This window comes from Paraburkholderia sp. J94 (assembly GCF_905220285.1).
Classification (GTDB): Bacteria; Pseudomonadota; Gammaproteobacteria; order Burkholderiales; family Burkholderiaceae; genus Paraburkholderia; species Paraburkholderia tropica_A.
Genome location: NZ_CAJMZH010000009.1, coordinates 74,874 through 96,233 on the forward strand (window position 1 = coordinate 74,874; position 21,360 = coordinate 96,233).

The 21,360-nt window shown below is 66.8% G+C and carries 17 protein-coding genes; 12 read left to right on the plus strand and 5 right to left on the minus strand.

Going from position 1 to position 21,360, the window contains the following annotated elements; genetic code table 11:
- Positions 1-177: 177 nt before the first annotated feature.
- Entirely contained in the window at positions 178-2,538 is a 2,361-nt protein-coding gene (locus U4Y88_RS20310) for a hybrid sensor histidine kinase/response regulator (protein ID WP_321785940.1), read from the minus strand.
- Positions 2,539-3,373: 835 nt separating this feature from the next.
- Here U4Y88_RS20310 and U4Y88_RS20315 point away from each other — a divergent pair.
- From U4Y88_RS20315 to U4Y88_RS20360, 10 genes are all read left to right on the plus strand, one after another.
- Positions 3,374-3,742 carry a response regulator gene (locus tag U4Y88_RS20315; RefSeq protein ID WP_065061652.1) on the plus strand — a complete coding sequence of 123 codons (369 nt, stop codon included), beginning with the start codon at positions 3,374-3,376 and terminating at the stop codon, positions 3,740-3,742.
- A complete protein-coding gene (locus tag U4Y88_RS20320; RefSeq protein WP_065061651.1) occupies positions 3,735-4,358 on the plus strand; it encodes a chemotaxis protein CheC in 624 nt (207 codons plus the stop codon). Before U4Y88_RS20315 ends, U4Y88_RS20320 begins: the two co-directional genes overlap by 8 nt.
- Positions 4,355-5,320 (plus strand): sensor domain-containing diguanylate cyclase, encoded by a 966-nt coding sequence (locus U4Y88_RS20325; RefSeq protein ID WP_405045081.1) that lies wholly within the window; start codon positions 4,355-4,357, stop codon positions 5,318-5,320. Before U4Y88_RS20320 ends, U4Y88_RS20325 begins: the two co-directional genes overlap by 4 nt.
- 413 nt (positions 5,321-5,733) lie before the next feature.
- Positions 5,734-6,585, plus strand: a complete 852-nt coding sequence (hpnD, locus tag U4Y88_RS20330) for a presqualene diphosphate synthase HpnD (RefSeq protein ID WP_224013214.1) — start codon at positions 5,734-5,736, stop codon at positions 6,583-6,585.
- On the plus strand, positions 6,585-7,841 hold the full coding sequence (gene hpnE, locus U4Y88_RS20335) for a hydroxysqualene dehydroxylase HpnE (RefSeq protein WP_321785942.1): 1,257 nt from the start codon (positions 6,585-6,587) through the stop codon (positions 7,839-7,841). Before hpnD ends, hpnE begins: the two co-directional genes overlap by 1 nt.
- Before the next feature lie 9 nt (positions 7,842-7,850).
- Positions 7,851-9,893, plus strand: a complete 2,043-nt coding sequence (gene shc / locus U4Y88_RS20340) for a squalene--hopene cyclase (protein WP_310632574.1) — start codon at positions 7,851-7,853, stop codon at positions 9,891-9,893.
- Between the two features lie 2 nt (positions 9,894-9,895).
- Positions 9,896-10,621, plus strand: a complete 726-nt coding sequence (locus U4Y88_RS20345) for a phosphorylase (RefSeq protein ID WP_321785944.1) — start codon at positions 9,896-9,898, stop codon at positions 10,619-10,621.
- A 161-nt stretch (positions 10,622-10,782) separates the two neighbouring features.
- Entirely contained in the window at positions 10,783-11,268 is a 486-nt protein-coding gene (locus U4Y88_RS20350; RefSeq protein WP_224013211.1) for an acyl-CoA thioesterase, read from the plus strand.
- A gap of 165 nt (positions 11,269-11,433) precedes the next feature.
- Entirely contained in the window at positions 11,434-11,682 is a 249-nt protein-coding gene (locus tag U4Y88_RS20355) for a type II toxin-antitoxin system Phd/YefM family antitoxin (protein ID WP_321785946.1), read from the plus strand.
- Positions 11,679-12,065 (plus strand): type II toxin-antitoxin system VapC family toxin, encoded by a 387-nt coding sequence (locus U4Y88_RS20360; protein ID WP_321785948.1) that lies wholly within the window; start codon positions 11,679-11,681, stop codon positions 12,063-12,065. Before U4Y88_RS20355 ends, U4Y88_RS20360 begins: the two co-directional genes overlap by 4 nt.
- 121 nt (positions 12,066-12,186) lie before the next feature.
- On the opposite strand, the gene U4Y88_RS20365 is transcribed toward U4Y88_RS20360, so the two are convergent.
- Together U4Y88_RS20365 and U4Y88_RS20370 are read right to left on the minus strand one after the other, a co-directional pair.
- Positions 12,187-13,260 (minus strand): VacJ family lipoprotein, encoded by a 1,074-nt coding sequence (locus tag U4Y88_RS20365; RefSeq protein WP_321785950.1) that lies wholly within the window; start codon positions 13,258-13,260, stop codon positions 12,187-12,189.
- Positions 13,260-15,887 carry an MMPL family transporter gene (locus tag U4Y88_RS20370; RefSeq protein ID WP_224013209.1) on the minus strand — a complete coding sequence of 876 codons (2,628 nt, stop codon included), beginning with the start codon at positions 15,885-15,887 and terminating at the stop codon, positions 13,260-13,262. Before U4Y88_RS20370 ends, U4Y88_RS20365 begins: the two co-directional genes overlap by 1 nt.
- 218 nt (positions 15,888-16,105) lie before the next feature.
- Between U4Y88_RS20370 and U4Y88_RS20375 the strand changes: the two genes are divergently transcribed.
- The gene (locus U4Y88_RS20375; RefSeq protein ID WP_224013208.1) at positions 16,106-16,714 is read left to right on the plus strand and encodes a phospholipid-binding protein MlaC; all 609 of its coding nucleotides are present in this window, start codon (positions 16,106-16,108) and stop codon (positions 16,712-16,714) included.
- Positions 16,715-16,820: 106 nt separating this feature from the next.
- On the opposite strand, the gene U4Y88_RS20380 is transcribed toward U4Y88_RS20375, so the two are convergent.
- Both U4Y88_RS20380 and U4Y88_RS20385 read right to left on the minus strand, forming a co-directional pair.
- Entirely contained in the window at positions 16,821-17,459 is a 639-nt protein-coding gene (locus U4Y88_RS20380) for a response regulator (RefSeq protein WP_224013207.1), read from the minus strand.
- The gene (locus U4Y88_RS20385; protein WP_321785951.1) at positions 17,456-19,000 is read right to left on the minus strand and encodes a cache domain-containing protein; all 1,545 of its coding nucleotides are present in this window, start codon (positions 18,998-19,000) and stop codon (positions 17,456-17,458) included. The genes U4Y88_RS20380 and U4Y88_RS20385 overlap by 4 nt, the downstream gene beginning before the upstream one ends.
- Before the next feature lie 245 nt (positions 19,001-19,245).
- Between U4Y88_RS20385 and U4Y88_RS20390 the strand changes: the two genes are divergently transcribed.
- Positions 19,246-21,330, plus strand: a complete 2,085-nt coding sequence (locus U4Y88_RS20390) for a carbon starvation CstA family protein (RefSeq protein ID WP_224013205.1) — start codon at positions 19,246-19,248, stop codon at positions 21,328-21,330.
- The last annotated feature ends 30 nt before the right edge of the window (positions 21,331-21,360 follow it).

Below are 21,360 nucleotides of genomic sequence, written 5' to 3' on the forward strand. Positions count from 1 at the left end.
GAAAGCGTATGACAAAGGCTGAAATCGCGACGCAGGCGCGTTCGCTGCGCTCACAAAACTCGCGCGAAAGCAGCGAAAAAACGCAGCCGGAAACCCGCAAACGCGCCCGCCGACGCCCGGTTCAGCATGCAGCAATCCGCGTGCCGCGCGTGTGAATTTCCGGCCTGAATTTTCGACCTAGAGCGTTGCGTCCCGTTCCCGGCGCGTGTTCGTCTGCAGGTCGCGCTGGATCGCTTCGAGCAGCTTCTCCAGCAAGGCGATGTCGAACGGTTTCGACAGCACGCGCACGTCCACGTGACGCGCGCGATCCAGTTCCTCGGCGTAACCGGTGACGAGAATCACGGGCAGTGTCGGCTCGCAGTTCTGCAACGCCTCGGCCAGATCGATGCCGTTCATCTCGCCGGGCATGTGGATGTCCGAGAGCACGAGATCGAAATGCGCGAAGGGCATCGCGTCGTCGCCGCTGGACGTGTCGAGGTGGCCGGCCTTGACGAGCGTGAGCGCGCTCGCCGCGTCGTTCGCGCAGGTGACGTGATGTCCCATCATCTGCAGCAGCGCTTCGGTGCCCGCCGCGACTTCGTCGTTGTCCTCGACCAGCAGCACGCGCAGACCGTTGGGCGGCGCGACGCTGTCCTCGCGCGGCGCCGGTTCGTGCGCGACGGCGGGCGCGGCCGCGGCGCGCGGTAAATACAGATGCACCGAGGTGCCCGCGCCGATCGCGCTGTCGATCGCGGCGAGCCCGCCCGAGCGCTCGCAGAACGCGAACACCTGCGGCAGCCCGAGCCCCGTGCCCATGCCCTTCGGCTTGGTCGTGTAGAGCGGTTCGAACGCGCGCGCGAGCACGTCGGGCGACATGCCGACGCCCGAATCTTCCAGCGAGACGTGCACGAACTCGCCGTCGAGCGGAAAGCCCTCGCCGGGCCGGAACGCGATATTGCGCGCGCGCACCGTGAAGCGGCCGCCGTTGGGCATGGCGTCGCGCGCGTTCACGGCGAGATTGATCAGCGCGAGTTCGAATTCGGCGACGTCGACGTTCACGGGCCACACGCTTTCATCGACTTCGACGACGAGCGAGACCTTCGCGCCCAGCGACGCGCGCAGCAGTTCGCGGCACGCGGGCAGCCAGCGTCCGGCGTGAATCGTCTCGTTGCGCAGCGGCTGCTTGCGCGCCACGCCGAGCAACTGGCGCGTGAGCGACTGGCCGCTCTTGAGCGCGCGCTCGATCGCCGAGAGTTCGCGCTCGAACGCCGCCGCGCCGCGCCGCCGCGCGATCTGCACGTTGGCGGAGACGATCATCAGCAGATTGTTGAAGTCGTGCGCGACGCTGCCGACCAGATTGCCGAGCGCTTCCATCTTGCGCGACTGGCGGTAGGCCGATTCGATCGAGCGGCGCATCGACGCTTCGGCCTGCCAGCGCTCCCACGCTTCCTCTTCGGCGGCGAGGCGGCGCAGCGAGAGCCAGATCACGCACCAGAGCGCGATCGACGGCGTGAACATCGAGATGATCAGCACGCTCAGGTGCCGGTACCACGCGGACCAGATCGCCGAGGCGCGGTACGCGCAGGTCACATAAACCGGATACGCGCCGACGCGGCGGTACGCGAGGATCACCTTGTCGTCGAGCAGTTGCGAGCGCATGTGCACGACGCCCGCGTCCTTGCCGCCCGCGAGCGCCGAGGCGAACGGCGAGCCCGGCGTGATGCCGGGCTGGCTGGCGGCATTCGAGGCGCCCGACGCGCTCGAAGTACCCGACGCGCCTGATGCGCCCGACGCGCCCGTGACGTTCCTGGCGCCGCGCGGCGGCGGCTCGAACGCGAGGATCGCGCCGTCGCTGCGCACGAGGCCGAGCGCCATCGGCGAGTCGGCGCCCAGCAGTTCGCGGTAGAAGGTGCCGAAGTAGGCGGGCCGCAGCGCGACCGAGACGAGGCCGGCGAACTGGCCTTGTGCGTCGTGGCGCGCGATGCCGGTGTTGAACACGGTTTCGCCGCTCACCTGGCCTTGCATCACGCGCGAGACGTGATCGATCATGCGGCCCGCGCGGATGCCCACGAAGTCGTCGCGCGTGAGGATCGAGACGGGCGGCGGCGGCGAGTAGCGGCTGCTCGCGAGCAGATCGCCGTCGCGGCCGAAGATGGAAACGGCGGCCACCTGCGGATAACCGCCGCCGATCGCGTCGAGTTTTTCGTGGATCTGCGTTTCGTTCTGGCGGATGCCGTCGTCGTCGAGCTCCTGCACGCCGTCCACGATGCGCGCGTCGAGCGCGTCGTTCATGTCGAACACCTTGAGCGCGTGCTCCTCGGCCACGCGCACGGTGCGCAGCGTGACGTCGGTGGCGTCGGATTCGCGCGTGCGCAGGTCGTTCCAGGCCATCGTCGCGACATAGACGCAAGGCAGGACGATCGCCGCCGCGAGCAACGCGATCAGCGTGCGGCGGCGGACGGTGAAGTCGTGGCTGGGCGCGGCCGGAAACGGCGCTTCATCGGTGCGCGACGGAGCGGGCGAGCGATCGTCTGGCCCGGCGGGCCGGTCGGGAATCATCGTACGAATAGGGGGTGGAAAGCTGCGGCGGACCTTCTGACATCATAAACGACCGTAGCGTTCCAACCGGGCCGCAGGCGTGCCTGTTTGCGGGGTCGATTGAGCGTCTGATCGCGCCCCGTTTGCACGCCGATCTTGTCTCGATTGCGCCCCTATTTGCCCCTGCTTGCGCTCCCTTTTGCGTGTCCCTTTGCCCTCCCTTTTGCCCTCCCGATCGCCGCCTGCTGCGGCGGTTTGCAGCCGCTAGCGCGGCGCGCGGCGGCGGAAAAAGTTAAATTCGCCCGCCCCAGGACGAAACGTCGCAAAAAAGAAGGAATTTTTCGGACAGACAGGTGATTGCGCGAAAATCCGCGTAGCGCAAACGTACACAAAAGGATAATTGTCGGCGCGGATTCATTCGTTTGATTATTTATTTTCCGAAAAGGCCGAAAAGAAAGTCAAATTTGTTCGCCTAACGATTATCGACGAGTTGCATTTCATTTCATTTGCTTCGAGAATTCGGGGCACGATAAATACGTATGAAAAATGCCGGTGCAAGCTGCGCCCTTTTTTGTCGCGCATTTGCCGCGCATTTGCCGTATTCATTTTGTAAGTCGGTCCGTCCGCTCAGGCAGCGGGGCGGGAGCAGCGGCGGATTTCGGGGCGCCGCTCACCGGACCCGACAGATTGGCCGGATTGACCCGATCGGCCTCGCCCGCCGCGCTTGCCGCCCTTTGTCATATGCGGTAATTCACGCCTCGCGCTTAAAATACGCGTCCGCCCTAAAGAAAGTGCGCACGCGGCCGTTAATACGTCTTAACGCATTCCGTCCAACGCACATTCACTCAGCATATCCATGTCCTTGCCCATCGTGATCGCCGACGATTCGCTGTTAGCCCGCAAGGTGCTCACGAAGGCGCTTCCCGAGGACTGGGACGTCGACATCTCGTACGCGTCGAACGGACATGAAGCGCTGGCGCTTTACCGCGCCGGGCGTGCACCGGTCATGTTTCTCGATCTGACGATGCCCGGCATGACGGGCTTTCAGGTTCTCGAAGCCATGCAGCACGAGGACCTGAATACGTTCGTCATCGTCGTATCCGCCGACGTCCAGCCGCGCGCCCAGGAGCGCGCGCTCGCCTTGGGCGCCATGGCGTTCGTGCCGAAGCCGGTCACCCAGGAGGCGCTGCTACCCATCCTGAAGGAGTACGGGTTGTATGCCTGATCGAGTGTTCACGGAACTGCAGCGCGACGCGCTTCAGGAGATCGCCAATCTGGGAATGGGCCAGGCCGCCACGCGTTTGTCGGGGCTCCTGAATGCCTTCATCGAGCTGTCGGTGCCGCGCGTGCGCGTGGTCGCCGTCAGCGAGGCGGCCGACGCGCTGCGCGAGATGACCGGCATCGACGGTCCGGTGACGGCCGTGCGCCAGGGTTTCCGTTCGGAGATCAAGGGCGAGGCGCTGGTGATTTGCCGCAGCGGCGAAATCGCGGAACTCGGCGCGCTGATCGGCGGCCCGTTCGCGGAATCGACCTGGGACGCGCTCACAGAGCAGGAACTGATCTTCGACGTGGCGAACGTGCTGACCGGCGCGTGTGTCTCGTCGATGCTCGACCAGCTCGGGCGCCTGCCGGTGTTTTCGCAGCCGGGCCTGCTCGGCGACGCCGTCACGCTCGACGAAGTGTTCCAGCCCGGCCTGCTCGCCTGGGATCTCGCACTGCTCGTCGAAGTCAATTTCGCGCTGGAAGACCAGCGTTTTCGCGCGCATCTCGTCATGCTGATGGCCGAAGAATCGATCCATCACGTGAGCCGGGCCATCGACGCGCTGTTGCACAGCCTATGACTACCCCTGAATTGCCGTTGTCGTCGCCCTCGCTGTCCGACCTCGTGGTCGAACGCGTGGGCTTCGGCCTGTTCGTGCTCGACCGCGACATGAACGTGCTGATGTGGAACCGCTTCATGCAGGACCACAGCGGCGTGTCCGCCGAGGACGTGATCGGCCGCCCGATTTTCGAGCGCTTCCCCGACCTGCCGCGCGCGTGGCTCGCGCGCAAGGTCGAAAGCGTGTTCCAGCTCGGCAGCTTCGCGTTCAGCTCGTGGGAGCAGCGGCCCTATCTGTTCCGCTTCGATCACGACCGGCCCATCACGGGCGGCGTGGACTACATGCAGCAGGACTGCACCTTCATGCCGCTGATGCGCGAGCGCGAGGTGATCGCCGTGTGCGTCACGGTGTCCGACGTCACGCACGTGAGCGTGATGCAGCGCGAGCGCGAAGACGCCGTGGCCAAGCTGCGCGAATACGCCGACCGCGACGGCCTCACGGGCATCGCGAACCGGCGCTTCTTCGAGTCGCGCCTGATCGAGGAATTCTCGCGCTGGCAGCGTTACGGCGGCGATCTGTCGGTGCTGCTGTTCGATCTCGACCACTTCAAGAAGATCAACGACGAATTCGGCCACGTCGCCGGCGACACGGTGCTGCGCTCGATGGCGCAGCGTGTGGCCGACGTGGTGCGCAAGCAGGACGTGTTCGGCCGTTTCGGCGGCGAGGAATTCGCGCTGCTGCTGCCGTGCACGCCGCTCGACGACGCGCTGCATGTGGCCGAGAAGATCCGCCACACGATCGGCGACACGCCCGTGGACGTGCAGGGCGTGGTTGTGCCGGTCACGGCGAGCGTCGGCGCCGCGGCGGCGCGGCCTGGCTCGATCGACTACGAAGTCATGATCAACGAGGCCGACGCCGCGCTCTACAGCGCCAAGCGCCAGGGCCGCAACCGCTCGGTGGTGCTGCTGCACGAGCTGTCTTAGCTCCTAGTGGCGGATCGCGCCTTCTGGGGCGGTTTCGTCGAATATGGCGGACGATGGCATGATTTGACGCAGCGTTGTCTGCCATAGCCTGACGATGATGCGCCGGTAGCTCGCCGATCGATCACCGATTGATCCACCGATTGATCCACCGATTGATCGACGGAAAGCCGGCACCGCCGCCAACGTTTGCCCCCGCGCGCCGGCGCGTTTCCATTTGTCCCTGATTGCGGCGCGGTTCCCGACTGCGGCTGCCCGCAAAGGTTGATATACTTTGGCCCGTTTCCGGCCTCGGACCCTGAACGGCGTTCGAGAGAGCCGGTGCCTCGCGCGTGTCCGCGCGCGCGGGCGACCCGCTCCATGCGGGCCCGAATATCTGAAACGCCCCGTCGAGGGCGACCCCAGCGGAGATCGTCTTGGCTGTTTCCAACCTCGTCGTGGACGATACACATCAAACCGACGCCGCCGCCGCATCGTCGGGCAGCTCGTTTTATCTGGCGATGCGCATTCTGCCTGCCGCGCAGCGCGACGCCATGTATCAGGTCTACGCCTTTTGCCGCGCTGTCGACGACATCGCGGACAGCGACCTGCCGCGCGCCGAGCGTGCGGCGGGGCTCGACCAATGGCGCGCCGACATCGACGCGTGCTACGCCGGCACGCCGCGCGCCTCGCTGGCCGCGCTCACGCGCCATATCCACACGTTCGGGCTGCAGCGCGAGGACTTCCACGCGATGATCGACGGCATGGCCATGGACGCCGCCGAAGACATCTGCGCGCCCGACGAGGACACGCTCGACCTCTATTGCGACCGCGTCGCGAGTGCGGCGGGCCGTCTGTCGGTGAGAATTTTCGGGATGGAAGAGGAGCCGGGCCGGCTGCTCTCGCATCACCTCGGCCGCGCGCTGCAGTTGACCAACATCCTGCGCGACATCGACGAGGACGCGGGCATCAACCGCTGCTATCTGCCGCGCGAACTGCTCGCGCGCGAAGGCATCGCGGCCACGGCTCCGCACCCGATCGCCGCCGATCCCCGCCTGCCGCGCGTGTGCGCGACGCTCGTGGAACGCGCGCTCGGCCATTTCGCCGCCGCCGACGCGATCATGGACCGCACGCCGCGCGTCCAGGTCAAGGCGCCGCGCATCATGTCGGGCGTCTATCGCGTACTGCTCGAACGCACCGTGGAGCGCGGCTTCGACCTGCCGCGCACCAAGGTCGCCAAACCGCGCGCGCGGCTCATGTGGATCGTGGCGCGCTACGCGCTGTTCTGATGCCTCGGCTCGTCCACGTGATCGGCGCGGGGCTTGCGGGCCTCGCGACGGCCGTGCGGCTGCAGCGCCGGGGCGTGCAGGTCGCCCTGCACGAAGCGGGCGCCCAGGCAGGTGGACGATGCCGTTCGTACTATGACCGCACGCTGGCGGCCACGCTCGACAGCGGCAACCATCTGGTGCTGGCCAATCACACGCACACGCTCGATTACGTGCGCGCGATCGGCGCCGCCGACGAACTGACGGGACCGGCCGAACCGGGTTTCGCGTTCATGGATCTCGCGGCGCGCTCGCGCTGGAGCGTGCGTTTCTCGCGCTCGCGCGTGCCGTTCTGGATCGGCGACGCCCAGGCGCGCGTGCCGGGCACCCGCGTGTCGGACTATCTCGCGCTGCTGCCGCTGCTGTTCGCCAAACCGGGCCGCACGGTCGCGCAGACCATGCGCAGCGACGGCCTGCTGTGGGAGCGTCTGGTGCGCCCGCTGCTGCTCGCGGGGCTCAACGTCGAGCCGCGCGACGCGAGCGCGGAACTCGCCGCGGCGATGCTGCGCGAGGCGCTGGCGGCGGGCGGCGAGACGCTGCGGCCGCTGGTGGCGCGCAACGGCTTGTCGAGCGCGTTCGTCGATCCGGCGCTGCGCATGCTCCAGCATGGCGGCGCGGCGATCCGGCTCGAATCGCCGCTGAAGGCGATTGCCTACGACGACGCGGCGCGCCGCGCCGTCGCGCTCGATTTCGACAGCGGCCGCGTGCGGCTGGGCACGGACGAAGCCGTGGTGCTGGCGGTGCCGCCCGACGCGGCCGCCGCGCTGGTGCCCGCGTTGCAGACGCCGCAGCGGTTCACGTCGATCATCGACGTGCATTTCGCCGCCGAAGCGCCGCCAGGCCTCGCCACGCCGATGGCGCTCGTCAACGGCACGGCCGACTGGCTGTTCGCCGGCGCGGGCCGCCTCTCGGCGACGATCCACGACGCCGGCTCGCTGGCCCTGCTCGCGCCCGACGTGATCGCGCAGCGCGTCTGGGCCGACATCGCGAACGCGGCGTCGCTGCCCGTGGCGCCGCTGCCCGCGTGGCAGGTCGCCGGCGACGCGCGCGCGACCTTCGCCGCCGTGCCCGACGAGGAACTGCGCCGCCCGTCGGCGCGCACGCGCTGGACCAACTTGATGCTCGCGGGCGACTGGACGGCTACCGGCCTCCCCGCAACGATCGAAGGAGCGATCCGCTCCGGCCGCAAGGCCGCGGACCGGCTCCTGTCTGAACCTTAGGAAGTGCCGATGAACGACTTATCCCAAGCCATGCCGACCGACGAGACGGCGAGCGTCCTGAGCGCCGCCAGCCTGGCGCCAACGCTTGCGCCCGCGCTCGACGACGGCGCCGCCGCGCTGCCGGCCGGAACCCTCGACGCCGCCGTTGCGCGCGCGACCGACGCGATCCTCGCCGACCAGCGCGCCGACGGCCACTGGGTCTACGAACTCGAAGCCGACGCCACGATTCCCGCCGAATACGTGTTGCTCGTCCACTACCTGGGCGAGGAAGCGAACCTCGAGCTCGAACAGAAGATCGCGCGCTACCTGCGCCGCATCCAGCTGCCGGGCGGCGGCTGGCCGCTGTTCACCGACGGCGACATGGACGTCAGCGCGACCATCAAGGCTTATTTCGCACTCAAGATGATCGGCGACGCCGAAGACGCCGAGCACATGGTGCGCGCGCGCGAGGCGATTCTCGCGGCGGGCGGCGCGGAAAAGGCCAACGTCTTCACGCGTATCCTGCTCGCGCTGTTCGGCGTGGTCACGTGGTACGCAGTGCCGATGATGCCGGTCGAAATCACGCTGCTGCCGAAGTGGTTCCCGTTCCATCTCTCGAAGGTCTCGTACTGGGCGCGCACCGTGATCGTGCCGCTGCTCGTGCTCGGCGCGAAGCGTCCGGTCGCGAAGAACCCGCGCGGCGTGCGCATCGACGAACTGTTCCTGAGCGCGCCCGTCACGACCGGTTTGAACGAACGCGCGCCGCATCAGAGCAAGGGCTGGTTCGGTTTCTTCCGCGCCGTGGACGGCGTGCTGCGCGTGACCGATCCGCTGTTCCCCAACTACCTGCGCCAGCGCGCGATCGACGCGGCGGTGGCCTTCGTCGACGAACGCCTGAACGGCGAAGACGGCCTCGGCGCGATTTTCCCGGCGATGGCGAACGCCGTGATGATGTACGACGTGCTCGGCTATCCGGCCGATCATCCGCATCGCGCGATCGCGCGTCAGTCGGTCGAAAAGCTCGTCACGGTGCACACCGACGAAGCCTACGTGCAGCCCTGTCTGTCGCCCATCTGGGATACGTCGCTGGCGGCGCACGCGCTGCTCGAAACCGGCGACGCGCGCGCGGAGGAAGCCGCGCGCCGCGGCCTCGAATGGCTGCGTCCGCTGCAGATTCTCGACGTGCGCGGCGACTGGATCTCGCGCCGTCCCGACGTGCGTCCGGGCGGCTGGGCGTTCCAGTACGCGAACCCGCACTACCCCGACGTCGACGATACGGCCGTGGTCGTGGCCGCGATGGATCGCGTCGACAAGCTCAACAAGACGAATGCCTACGCGGAAGTGATGTCGCGCGCCCGTGAATGGGTGGTCGGCATGCAGAGCAGCAACGGCGGCTGGGGCGCGTTCGAGCCGGAAAACACCCACGAGTACCTGAACAACATCCCGTTCTCGGACCACGGCGCGCTGCTCGATCCGCCGACCGCCGACGTCTCGGGACGCTGTCTGTCGATGCTCGCGCAGATGGGCGAACTGCCCGTCGCGAGCGAGCCGGCGCGCCGCGCGTACAACTACATCCTCGAAGAGCAGGAAGCGGATGGCAGCTGGTACGGCCGCTGGGGCATGAACTACATCTACGGCACGTGGACGGCGCTGTGCGCGCTGAACGCGGCCGGTCTCGAACACGCCGATCCGCGCATGAAGCGCGCGGCGCAGTGGCTGATCTCGATCCAGAACGAGGACGGCGGCTGGGGCGAGGACGGCACCAGCTACAAGCTCGAATATCGCGGCTACGAACGCGCGACGAGCACGGCGTCGCAGACGGCCTGGGCGCTGCTCGGGCTGATGGCGGCGGGCGAAGTGAATCATCCGTCGGTCGCGCGCGGCATCGCGTGGCTGCAACAGACGCAGCAGGACCACGGTCTCTGGGACGAAACGCGCTTCACGGCGACCGGCTTCCCGCGCGTGTTCTATCTGCGCTACCACGGCTATCGCAAGTTCTTCCCGCTGTGGGCGCTCGCGCGCTACCGCAACCTCAAACGCGACGGCGCAACGCGCGTCACGGTCGGCCTGTGACGATGGCGGCCGCATTGAAGCCGCGCGCGGGCGGCGCGCTGCCCGTGATCGCCGTGACCGGCATGGCGTTCGAGGCGAGCATCGCCGCGGGCAAGGGCGGCGACGGCATCGAGGCCGTTTACGCGGCGCGCGCCGATCTGCTGCAACGTGCGCTCGACGCCGCGCTCGATCGCGGCGCGGCGGGCGTGATCAGCTTCGGCACGGCGGGCGGTCTCGGGCCGGATCTCGAACCGGGGACGATCGTGATCGCCGAGGCGATCGACGGTCCGTTTGGCCGCGTGCAATGCGACGCAGCCTGGAGCGAACGGATGGCGGCGGCGCTGATGGCTTCGCCGCTGGCCGCGCAGACGCGCCGGGGCATCGAAGCCGCAGTGGCCGCGCCGCTCACGGGCGCGGCGGACAAGGCGGCGCTGCATCAGTCGAACGGCGCGCTGGCCGTCGATATGGAATCGCATCTGGCGGCCGCCGCCGCTGCTGCGCGCGGCCTGCCGTTCGCGGTGTGCCGCGCGGTGGTCGATCCGGCGTGGCGCAGCTTGCCCAAGGCCGCGATGGCCGGACTGCGCGATGACGGCTCCACGGCCATCCTGCCGATCCTGCGCGAACTCGCGCGCGATCCGCTGCAACTGGGCGGCCTGCTGCGCGTGGCCGCCGACGCCGGTGCCGCGCGCAAGGCGCTGACGGCGGCGCGGCGCGTGCTCACGACATCTGGCGCTTTTTCCCCGCGCTGATTCCTGCTGATCCCTTTGTTCACGATTTCGCGCCAGACTGTTGCTGGCGCGGAATATTGAAATACCTAGGGAAAACCCCTATCTCTGGTAACATCCTAGTGTTAACCCTAGGTCCACGCCTTCTCGATCTGGGGGCGGATCACGCATAGGGAGTTACCAATATGAATTTTCATACTCGCAAGTGGGTCAAGCCGGAAGATCTGAACCCCAATGGCACGCTGTTCGGCGGCAGCCTGCTGCGCTGGATCGACGAAGAAGCGGCCATTTACGCGATTTGCCAGCTCGATAACCAGCGCGTCGTGACCAAGTTCATCTCGGAGGTGAACTTCGTGAGCTCGGCGCGTCAGGGCGACATCATCGAACTGGGCATGACGGCCACCGACTTCGGCCGCACGTCGATCACGCTGCGTTGCGAAGTGCGCAACAAGGTCACGCGCAAGAGCATCCTGACGATCGAACGGATGGTGTTCGTGAACATGGACGCCGAAGGCAAGCCCGCGCCGCATGGCCGCGACCGTATTCGTTACGCTGAAGAGGCGTATGAGCGCTATCGCCAGACGGTGCACACGGCGGTGGATGCCACGGCGGTTGCGGCAGCCCGGGAAGCCGAGCGCGAGGCGCTGAACGAAGGCGAAGCGGTGCACTGAGCGGTTTTGCTGTGCGCATGAAAAAACCCGGCGGGGCGAAAGCCTTGGCCGGGTTTTTTTGTGGTTTGTCGAATGGGGCGTCTGCGTTCTGAGTTGTCGCTCTGCGGGCTTGCTTGATGTCATTGATTAGCCAGACTAGACTAAGTAGCGTGTCGAGGAGCTAACATGACCTACGTGAACATGCTGGAAGCCAAATCGTCGCTGTCCCGCCTCGTCGAGGACGTCGAGCTGGGACGCGAAAAAGAAATCATCATCGCGCGCGGCGGGCGGCCGGTTGCGCGTCTCGTGCCGCTTGCCACGGCAACGCCGGTCGAACTGCGTATCGGTGTGGCCAAAGGCGCGTTCGAGGTGCCCGACGATATCGACGCCCATAACGACGACGTTGCTGCGTTATTCATGGGAGGCGGTGCGTGAACGTGCTGCTCGATACGCATGTTGCGCTATGGGCCATCGCGGACAGCCCGAAACTGCCGGCGGCGGCGCGCGAACTCATTCTGGCGGAGACCACCACGATCTACGTGAGCGTCGCAAGCATCTGGGAGATCGGCATTAAATTCGCGCTGCAACGTGGCGACATGCTGGTATCCGGTAAGGAGGCGCTGCGGTATTTCCGGCAGGCGGGGTATCGCGTACTGTCTATTGAGGCGGAGCATGCGATCGCCGTCGAAGAACTGCCGGCGCATCATCAAGACCCATTCGACAGGCTGCTTGTCGCGCAGGCATTGACGGAGCCGCTACGGCTCGTCACCCACGATCGCCAGGTTGCGAAGTACAGCGACACGATCGTGCTGGTCTGATCCTGGTCTCAGTAGCGCTCAGCAAAGAAAAACCCGGCGGGGCGAAAGCCCCGGCCGGGTTTTTTTGCGTCTGCGCCGCTCGACTTCGAGCGGCGCGAATCAGCGTGCAATCAACGCGTCATCAAGGCGCCGATGCCGGTTTGGCGGGCACCGCCGTGGCCGAAGCCGCAGCCGGTGCCGAAGCTGCTGCAGGCGCAGAAGCCGCTGACACGCCCGAAGCCGCATGCGCCGCCGCACCAGCAGCAACACCCGCCGTCCCGGCCGCCGCCGCTGCACCGGCACCCGCTCCAGCCGCAGCCGCGCCATTCGCGCTGCCCTCGCCCGGATCTTCGTAGTTCGGCAGACCGTTATCCGACGCGCCGCCCTTGGCCGGAGCGGCCGCACCACCCGCGCCATCGGAAGCACCCGGATCGTCGTAGTTCGGCAGCCCGTTCTCCGTCTTGCCCGCGCCACCGCTGTCATCCGACGCACCCGGATCGCCGTAATCCGGCAGCGGCGCATTGTTGTTCTGCGAGCCGCGAATCATCGACTGGCGCTGCTGGCGGTACGCGTCGCGCACGAACGAATACTTGTCGAGCGCCGCCTGTTGCAGCAGATCGGTTGCGCCCAGCAGATCGGCGCGCGCGCTCACGAACTGCGCGATGTACATCGGGTTGCGCACCGCGGGTTCGATGTAGTTGAGGATGTTGAACTTCACATCCACGCCCATGCCGATGCCGTCGCGCACCGAGCTCGGCCCGAACACCGGCAGCACTAGATACGGGCCGGCCGGCACGCCGTAATGGCCCATCGTCAGACCGAAGTCCTGATGGTGCTTCGGCAGGCCAGCGGGCGTCGCGAAGTCGATCAGACCGCCGAGACCGAAGGTCGAGTTCATCGCGAGACGCATGAGGTCTTCGGTGGCGTCGGTGATCTTCAGCTGCAGCAGGTCGTTGGCGAAATTGCTGACGTCGCCGAGATTGGAAAAGAAGTTCGTAAGCGCCTGCCGGATCGGCTGCGGCGTGACTTTCTGATACCCCTTCGCGATCGGTTGAGCAATGTGCGTATCGAGCGCGTCGTTGAACGTAAAGATCGCGCGATTGGCCGGTTCGAACGGATCACCCGGCTTGCGGTCGGGACCTGTGGCGCAGCCCGACGTCACGAGGAGCGTCAGGCTCGCCGCCGCCATGGTGAGCGCGGCTTGTTTCTTCTTCATTAATCGATCCCCTGCTTATGCGATCGTGCGCGCCTGGCGCGCGGCTTGCCCATCAGCACCGGCTGGAACACCACGGCGCCGATCAGCGTACAGAACAAGGACAACGCGAGCAGTTTGCCCATGCTCGACGTGCCCGGATGATGCGAAAGCCACAGGCTGCCGAACGCCGTGGCCGTGGTTGCGGCCGAGAACAGCACCGCGTGCGTGAGGCTCGAATGCAGCAGGCCGGTTTGACCCGCGCGCCAGGCCATCACAAAGTAGATTTTGAACGCGACGCCGACGCCGAGCATCAGGGGAAGCGCGATGATGTTGGCGAAATTGAGTTGGATACCGAGCACAACGCACAACTCCAGCGTCACGAGCGCCGATACCAGCAGAGGAATCAGCGTGCGCAGCACGTCGCCGAAATGACGCAGCGTGATCCACAGCAGTGCGGTGATCAGCAGCACCGACCACCCCGCCGCCTGCAGGAACGCGAGAATGATCACGTTGGCCGAGTGCAGGATCGAGATCGGGCCGCCGATGGCGTTCGGCTCCGCCGCCTTCACGGCGTGCGAGAAGCGCGCGAGCATGGCGTCGTCGTTGGGATCGACGCCCGCCGGCACGCGCGGCGCGATATCGACGATCGCCTGGCCCGTGATCGGCGACACCCAGTCCAGCTCCATCGCCTTCGGCAGATTTTCGCGCGTGATTTCCGACGGCTGCAGCAGGCGTTCGAGCTGCGCGAACGCAAGCTTGAGCGGCTGGCTGAAGGCCTTTTCGGCGCGGTCGCGCGTGGCGGCGTCGGCGTTCGCGAGCTTCGTCAGGCCGTCAGACAGATGCTTGGCCTCGGCCGCGCCCGGACCCGGGTGATCGCCCGCCGCGAGCGCGAGCTGGTTGGCGGCGCGCTTGAGCGTGTCGACGCGCACCGCGTCCGTGACCGGCGACGACGGCTGCTGCGTGAGCGCCGGCATGAGCTGCTGCGCCGCGCTCGAAATCAGCATCAACTTCTGCTGCTGGTCGTCGGGAATCAGCGAACTCAGCGTGGTCGCGCGGCCCACTTCGGGCAGCTTCGAGAGCTTCGCGGCGATCTTGTCGGCGTCGGCGAGCGTGGGCGCGAGCACGCTCACGTCGTTGATCGAAATGACCGGCGAATTCTTCAGCGCAATCAGCGTCGCCATCGACTCCGTATGCGGGTCCTTCAGGTGCAGCGGATTGAAGTCGAAACGCAGATGCAGCAGCAGCGGCGTGGCGCCCAGCACCACGATCAGCGTGCCGATCAGCACGGGATTGCGATGGTCGGCGAGCCATTTGTCGACCGGCGCGAGGAACGCGAAGCCCGGCGAGGCGCGCTCGCCCTTCGGCTTGAACACGCTGATCAGCGCGGGCAGCAGCGTCATGTTCGCGAGGTACGCGACGAACATGCCCACGCCCGCGATCTGGCCGAGTTCGGAGAGGCCCTTGTAGGCGGTCGGCAGGAACGAAAAGAAACTTTCGGCGACGGCGATGGCGGCCAGCGTGAGCGGCACGCCGATCAGGCGCGCGGTCTTGAGCAGCGCCACGTCGAGCCGGTCGTCCTGGAAGCGTTCCTCTCGATACTTCACGCCGAACTGCACGCCGAAATCGACGCCGAGCCCCACGAACAGCACCATGAACGCGACCGACAGCATGTTGAGCGAGCCGATCATCAGCAGGCCGAGCGCCGCCGTGATGGCGAGCCCGACCACCAGCGTGATGAGCACCGCGCCGATGAGACGGCCCGAGCGCAGCGCGAGCCACAGGATCACGAGCACGACGATGGCCGTGATCGCGCCGTTGAGCGCGGCGCCGTCCTGCACCGAGGCGAATTCGTCGTCGGCGAGCGGCTGTTCGCCGGTCAGGCGTATGCGTGCGCCGTATTCCGTGTCGAGATGCAGCGAGGCGGCCGTGTCGCGGATCGCCTGCGTCGCGCTCGCGCCGGCCTTGAGCGCCGCGAAATTCAGCACCGGCTGCACCGTCACGAACGAGAACGCGGGTTTCGCGGCGGCGTCCTTGTCGACGAGCGCGCGCCACGAGAACGCGGCGGGCTTGCCCGCCAGCACCTGATCGACGGTGTCGGCGGCGCTGCCGAGCAGGCCCGCCATTTGCGGCAGCTTGACCTGACCGATCGTCAGCGGCAGTTGCAGCGTGGTGATCAGCGTGCCCGCGAGGCCCGCGAGACTCGGATCTTTCGCGAGCTGGTTGATCAGCGGGCGCGCCTGCACGAGCTGGCCCGTGGTCGACAGCACCGTGGGCGTGGACGGGAACAGCAGGCCGTTGTGCTCGAAGAACGGGCCGCCCGCAGGCTGCGAGACCGCGCTGAATTCGCGCGAGTCCTGCTTGAGGGCGTCGGCGAGCTTGTCGGCGGCGGCGTCGGCGAGTTCGGGCGCGGGCGCTTCCACCACCACGAGCAGCGAGCTGCCGCGTTGCGGGAACGCCTTGTCCTTGGCGTCGCCGAGCGCGGCCCATTCGGCGCTGTTCTCGACGAGGCCGCTGATGTCCGTGTTGATCTTGAAATGCTTCACGACGTACGCGCCGCTCAGGACGGCCAGTACGATCGCAAGTGCGATGACCCACGCCGCGCGGCGAACCGACCAGGCGACGAGGTGAATGATGAATGGCTTCAGCATAAAGGCGAGGGGAGCCTTGGCGATTAATATTCTTGAACGAAGCGCTCAAGTATACCGGCCTCGCCCGACTCGGCGCGCGTCGCGCACACGAGCGCAAACGTCAAAGCCGTTATACTGGTCCGGCCGGGGCGGGATCGAGCCCCAGACGTGCCATTCGAACAGGCCGGTGTAGTGGCCCGTTTTATCGGCGCCTGATATTTACTGTTCCAAAAACGCGTATGAAACGTTATCTGACCGCATTACTCACCGCCGCCTTCCTGTCGGGCGTGTCGGGCGCCGCCTTCGCGCAGTCCTCGCCGGACGCCATCGTCAAGGCGGCCGTGGAAGGCACCGTGAAGGCCATGCAGGCCGACCCGCAAGCGCGCGGCGGCGACATGAAACAGATCACGCAAGTGGTCGAAACCCATTTCGTGCCGGCCACCGATTTCCAGCGCACCACGCGCATCGCGATCGGCAAGGCCTGGACCACGGCCACGCCCGAACAACAGCAGAAGCTCTATGAGCAATTTCAGCTCCTGCTCGTGAAGACCTACGCCTCGTCGCTGGCGCAACTGCGCGACACCCAGGTCAACTTCAAGTTCGTGCCGTCGAACACCGGCGCGAGCGCGAAAGACACCGTCGTGCAATCGCACGTGCTGAGCAACGGCGGCGACGACGCCATCGACTATCGCCTCGAACGCACGGCCAACGGCTGGAAGATCTACGACATCAACATGATGGGCGCGTGGCTCATTCAGGTCTACCAGACGCAGTTCGCCGACCAGATCGCCAAGGGCGGCATCGACGGGCTCATCAAGTTCCTCGTCGATCACAACGCGCGCAGCTAAGGCCATCGGTTCAGCCCGCAGCTTCGCATAAAAAACGGCGCGTCCTCGCAAGAGGCGCGCCGTTTTGTTTTGGGGAGCGAGCGGGCCGTTGCGCGCCCTCGCCCGCTCACTTCCTGCGGTTCTCCACCGCGAACTTGATCAGCTCCGCCTGCCCTTCGATGTCGAGCTTGCGCTTCAGATTGAGCCGATGCGTCTCGACCGTGCGCACCGAGAGCCCTTCGCGCTGCGCGATCTGCTTGCTGGAGAGCCCTTCGGCGAGCGCGTCGAGTATGTCGCGCTCGCGCGGCGTCAGGCGCTCGATGGGCGTGTCCCTGAGCGACGCCTGGATCATGCGCGCGCCGAGTCCCGCGCTGAAATACGTCTGTCCCGCGAGCACCGCCTCGATCGCGCGCACGATTTCCGTGGCCGGCGAATCCTTGAGCACGTAGCCGCTCGCGCCCGCGCGCACGGCTTCCGTCACGTATTCGACGTTGTCGTGCATCGACAGCATCAGCACGCGGATCGCCGGAAAGCGCTCGTGAAAGATGCCCGCGAGCGCGATGCCGTTCATGCCGGCCATGCCCACGTCCATCAGCGCGAGATCGGGTTCGAGCGTGGCGGCGAGGCCGATCGCCTCGTCGGCGTTGCCCGCCTCGCCCGCGACTTCGAGGCCCGGCACGGCTTCGAGACGCGCGCGCAGGCCGTCGCGCACGAGCGGATGATCGTCGACGAGCACGAGGCGCGCCGGTTTGCTGGGGTCGTTCATGTGTGTCTGACTTCGTTCGTTGTGTCGGCGACGTTCGCCGCGCGGATCGGCACCCACGCGCTCACGACCGTGTGGCCGGGCTTCGAGCTGACCGTGAGCGTGCCGCCGAGCGGTTCCAGGCGCTCGCGCATGTTGCGCAGGCCCATGCCCGCGCGCGGATCGGCTTGCGCGTGCGCGACGTCGAAACCGCGGCCATTGTCGGCGATCGAGAGCGACACCGCTTGCGGCGTGACCGCCAGCGTGAGCGCCGCGCGCCGCGCCTGGGCGTGCTTGACGATGTTGGTGAGCGCTTCCTGGGCGATGCGGAACAGCACGGTGTTGACGGCGTCGGGCAAGGGCGCGGCGCTCGTCGGCGTGCGGGTGCGCGTGCGCGGCGGGCAGTCGCCCGAAAGCGTGAAGCCGATCTCGATCTCCGACTCCTCGGCGAGTTCGCGCGTGAGCTGTTCGAGCGCGGCGGCGAGACCGAGATCGTCGAGCATCGCCGGACGCAGCGCGTGCGAGATGCGCCGCACTTCGCGCAGCGTGTCCGAGAGACGCGTGAGGCCGGTCGCGAGCGAGGCTTCTGCGGCGGGAACGCGCGTCTCGCCGCGCTCGAAGCGCGCGAGCGCCGATTCGAGCAGCAGTTTCGCCGACACCAGCATCTGGCTGATGCCGTCGTGCAGTTCGCGCGACAGGCGCGCGCGCTCCTGTTCCTGCGATTCGACCACTTGCTGCGCGAGGCGCTTGAGCTTCGCATCGGTGCTGCGGTATTCGCTCACGTTGAGCACGAGCGCGCCGAGCGCGATCACGCCCACGCCCGCGAGCGCGATCACGCCGAGCCATTGCAGCGTGCGCTCGATATTCGCGGAGGCGCGTTCGTCGATGTGCGCGAGCGTCGAATCGACGTCGTCGAGATAGATGCCCGTGCCGATCATCCAGCCCCAGCGCGGCAGCGGCACGACATAGCCGAGCTTCGGCGCGAGCTTGCCCGTGGACGGACGGTGCCACATGTAGCGCACATAGCCGCCGCCGTGCTGCGCGGCGGCCACGAGTTGCTGGATCGTCAGCGCGCCTTGCGGATCGCGCAGATTCCACAGGTCCTGGCCGACGAGGCCGGGCTCGCGCGGATGCATCAGCGAGCGCCCGTGCAGGTCGTAGACGAAGAAATAGCCGTCGGGGCCGAAGTCCATTTTTTGCAGCACGGCGAGCGCGGCGCGCTGGCGGTCGGCTTCGCTGGCGGTGGCGGGCAGCGCGGTGCGGGCGGCGAGATCGGCGAAGTTGGCGGCGGCGTTGGCGGCGTTGGCGGCGGCGTGGGCGGCGCTGGCCGGATCGGCGGAATCGGGCGTGGAATCCGGTGCATAAAGCGGCGCGATCGCACTGGTGGCGAGCTCAACGTAATGGCGCAGCTCGATTTCCTTGCTCGACAGATACGCGGCCTGCATGGTCGCGTGCTGGGTCTGCGCGAGCGCGGTGGCCTGCTGGCGCACGCCGATCCCGATCCCCGCGATGGCCGCGAGAAACGGCACCACGGCGAGCAGAAAGATTCGGGTCTTCAGAGTCATGATGAGCGGCTCGATGCGCGGTTCGCGCCTACGTAATATCACGTAGTTCGCTTACGTAGTTGTCCGCTTGTGGCGCACAAGGCGAAAGCGAATACTACACGCCCATAGCGTGGCGCAACTGCGCCACCTGCCGCGCCGCCTTCGACTAGTATGAAACGAAGCACGGCGCGTCGCGCGCCGGTCCCGATGCCGGGCGCGCGAAAAAGACCACCCAACGAATCTATAAATAAGACAGGAGACACCGCATGAGTCGGGCATCCAGTTTTGTCGTCTGGACGATCGTCGCGCTACTCGGCGCGTTCGCGTTCGGCACCATCGCGCTCGCGCACGGCGAGCGAATCAGTGCGTTGTGGGTCGTGATCTGCGCCGTGTGCGTGTATCTGATCGCGTACCGCTTCTACAGCCGCTTCATCGCCACCCAGGTGCTGCAACTCGACGGCCTGCGCATGACGCCGGCCGTGCGCCACAACGACGGGCTCGATTACGTGCCCACCAACAAGTACGTGCTGTTCGGCCATCACTTCGCGGCGATCGCGGGCGCAGGCCCGCTGGTCGGCCCCGTGCTGGCCGCGCAGATGGGCTACATGCCCGGCATGCTCTGGATTCTCGCGGGCGTGGTGTTCGCGGGCGCGGTGCAGGACTTCGTGGTGCTGTTCCTCTCCACGCGCCGCGACGGCCGCTCGCTCGGCGACCTCGTGAAGATGGAGCTGGGTCCGGTTCCGGGCGTGATCGCGCTGTTCGGCACCTTCCTCATCATGATCATCATTCTCGCGGTGCTCGCGCTGATCGTGGTGAAGGCGCTGACGAACTCGCCGTGGGGCACGTTCACCGTGGCCGCGACGATTCCCATCGCGATCTTCATGGGCCTGTATGTGCGCTACATCCGTCCGGGCAAGATCGGCGAGATCTCGATCATCGGCTTCGTTCTGCTGATGGCGTCGATCGCGTTCGGCCAGCACGTGCACGATTCGCCGACGCTCGCCGCCTGGTTCACGTTCACGGGCACGCAGCTCACGTGGATCCTGATCGGCTACGGCTTCGTCGCTTCGGTGCTGCCGGTGTGGCTGCTGCTCGCGCCGCGCGACTACCTCTCGACCTTCCTGAAGATCGGCACGATTCTCGCGCTCGCGATCGGCATTCTGATCGTCGCGCCGGAACTCAAAATGCCCGCGTTCACGAAGTTCATCGACGGCACCGGTCCGGTGTGGTCGGGCAACCTGTTCCCGTTCCTCTTCATCACGATTGCGTGCGGTTCGGTCTCGGGCTTCCACGCGCTGATCTCGTCGGGCACCACGCCCAAACTGATCGATAACGAAACCAACGCGCGCTTCATCGGTTACGGCGCGATGCTGATGGAATCGTTCGTCGCGATCATGGCGCTGGTGGCCGCTTCGGTGATCGAGCCGGGCGTCTACTTCGCGATGAACGCGCCGCTCGCCGTGCTCGGCACGACGCCGGACGCGGTCGCGCAGACGGTCGGCCAGTGGGGCTTCGTGCTCACGCCGGACATGCTCACGCACACGGCGCAGGCCGTGGGTGAAACGACCATCGTCGCGCGCGCCGGCGGCGCACCGACGCTGGCGGTCGGCATGGCGCAGATCCTGCACCAGGTCGTGGGCGGCGAAGCGATGATGGCGTTCTGGTATCACTTCGCGATCCTGTTCGAAGCGCTGTTCATCCTGACGGCCGTCGATGCGGGCACGCGCGCGGGCCGCTTCATGCTGCAAGATCTGCTCGGCACTTTCCACCCGTCGCTCAAGCGCACGGAGTCGCTGCCCGCGAACCTGATCGCGACGGCGCTGTGCGTGGCCGCGTGGGGCTACTTCCTGTATCAGGGCGTGGTCGATCCGCTCGGCGGCATCAACACGCTGTGGCCGCTGTTCGGCATCTCGAACCAGATGCTCGCCGGTATCGCACTGATGCTCGCGACCGTCGTGCTGTTCAAGATGAAGCGTGAGAAGTTCGCGTGGGTGACGGCGCTGCCGACGCTGTGGCTGCTCATCTGCACGCTCACGGCGGGCCTGCAGAAGATCTTCGACAGCAACCCGAAGGTGAGCTTCGTCGCGCACGCGCAGAAGCTTTCGGCGGCGCTCGACGCGGGCAAGGTGCTCGCGCCCGCGAAGTCGGTCGAACAGATGCAGCGCATGATCTTCAACGACTATGTCGATGCCGCGCTCTCGGGCCTGTTCATCTTCGTGGTCGTGAGCATCGTGGTGTACGGCCTGATCGCGATTGCGCGCGCGCGCCGCATCGATCGTCCGACGGTGCAGGAAACGCCGTACGAGGCGATGCCGGCGAACGGCGCGGCCGTGGCGCATCGCGTGCATTGATCGACATTTCACGCACTCACTTTACGCACT

Coding starts and splice junctions, on each gene's coding strand:
- U4Y88_RS20310 (WP_321785940.1), bottom strand. CDS start 2,538: ATGATTCCCGACCGGCCCGCCGGGCCAGACGATCGCTCGCCCGCTCCG.
- U4Y88_RS20315 (WP_065061652.1), top strand. CDS start 3,374: ATGTCCTTGCCCATCGTGATCGCCGACGATTCGCTGTTAGCCCGCAAG.
- U4Y88_RS20320 (WP_065061651.1), top strand. CDS start 3,735: ATGCCTGATCGAGTGTTCACGGAACTGCAGCGCGACGCGCTTCAGGAG.
- U4Y88_RS20325 (WP_405045081.1), top strand. CDS start 4,355: ATGACTACCCCTGAATTGCCGTTGTCGTCGCCCTCGCTGTCCGACCTC.
- hpnE (WP_321785942.1), top strand. CDS start 6,585: ATGCCTCGGCTCGTCCACGTGATCGGCGCGGGGCTTGCGGGCCTCGCG.
- shc (WP_310632574.1), top strand. CDS start 7,851: ATGAACGACTTATCCCAAGCCATGCCGACCGACGAGACGGCGAGCGTC.
- U4Y88_RS20345 (WP_321785944.1), top strand. CDS start 9,896: ATGGCGGCCGCATTGAAGCCGCGCGCGGGCGGCGCGCTGCCCGTGATC.
- U4Y88_RS20350 (WP_224013211.1), top strand. CDS start 10,783: ATGAATTTTCATACTCGCAAGTGGGTCAAGCCGGAAGATCTGAACCCC.
- U4Y88_RS20355 (WP_321785946.1), top strand. CDS start 11,434: ATGACCTACGTGAACATGCTGGAAGCCAAATCGTCGCTGTCCCGCCTC.
- U4Y88_RS20365 (WP_321785950.1), bottom strand. CDS start 13,260: ATGAAGAAGAAACAAGCCGCGCTCACCATGGCGGCGGCGAGCCTGACG.
- U4Y88_RS20370 (WP_224013209.1), bottom strand. CDS start 15,887: ATGCTGAAGCCATTCATCATTCACCTCGTCGCCTGGTCGGTTCGCCGC.
- U4Y88_RS20375 (WP_224013208.1), top strand. CDS start 16,106: ATGAAACGTTATCTGACCGCATTACTCACCGCCGCCTTCCTGTCGGGC.
- U4Y88_RS20380 (WP_224013207.1), bottom strand. CDS start 17,459: ATGAACGACCCCAGCAAACCGGCGCGCCTCGTGCTCGTCGACGATCAT.
- U4Y88_RS20385 (WP_321785951.1), bottom strand. CDS start 19,000: ATGACTCTGAAGACCCGAATCTTTCTGCTCGCCGTGGTGCCGTTTCTC.
- U4Y88_RS20390 (WP_224013205.1), top strand. CDS start 19,246: ATGAGTCGGGCATCCAGTTTTGTCGTCTGGACGATCGTCGCGCTACTC.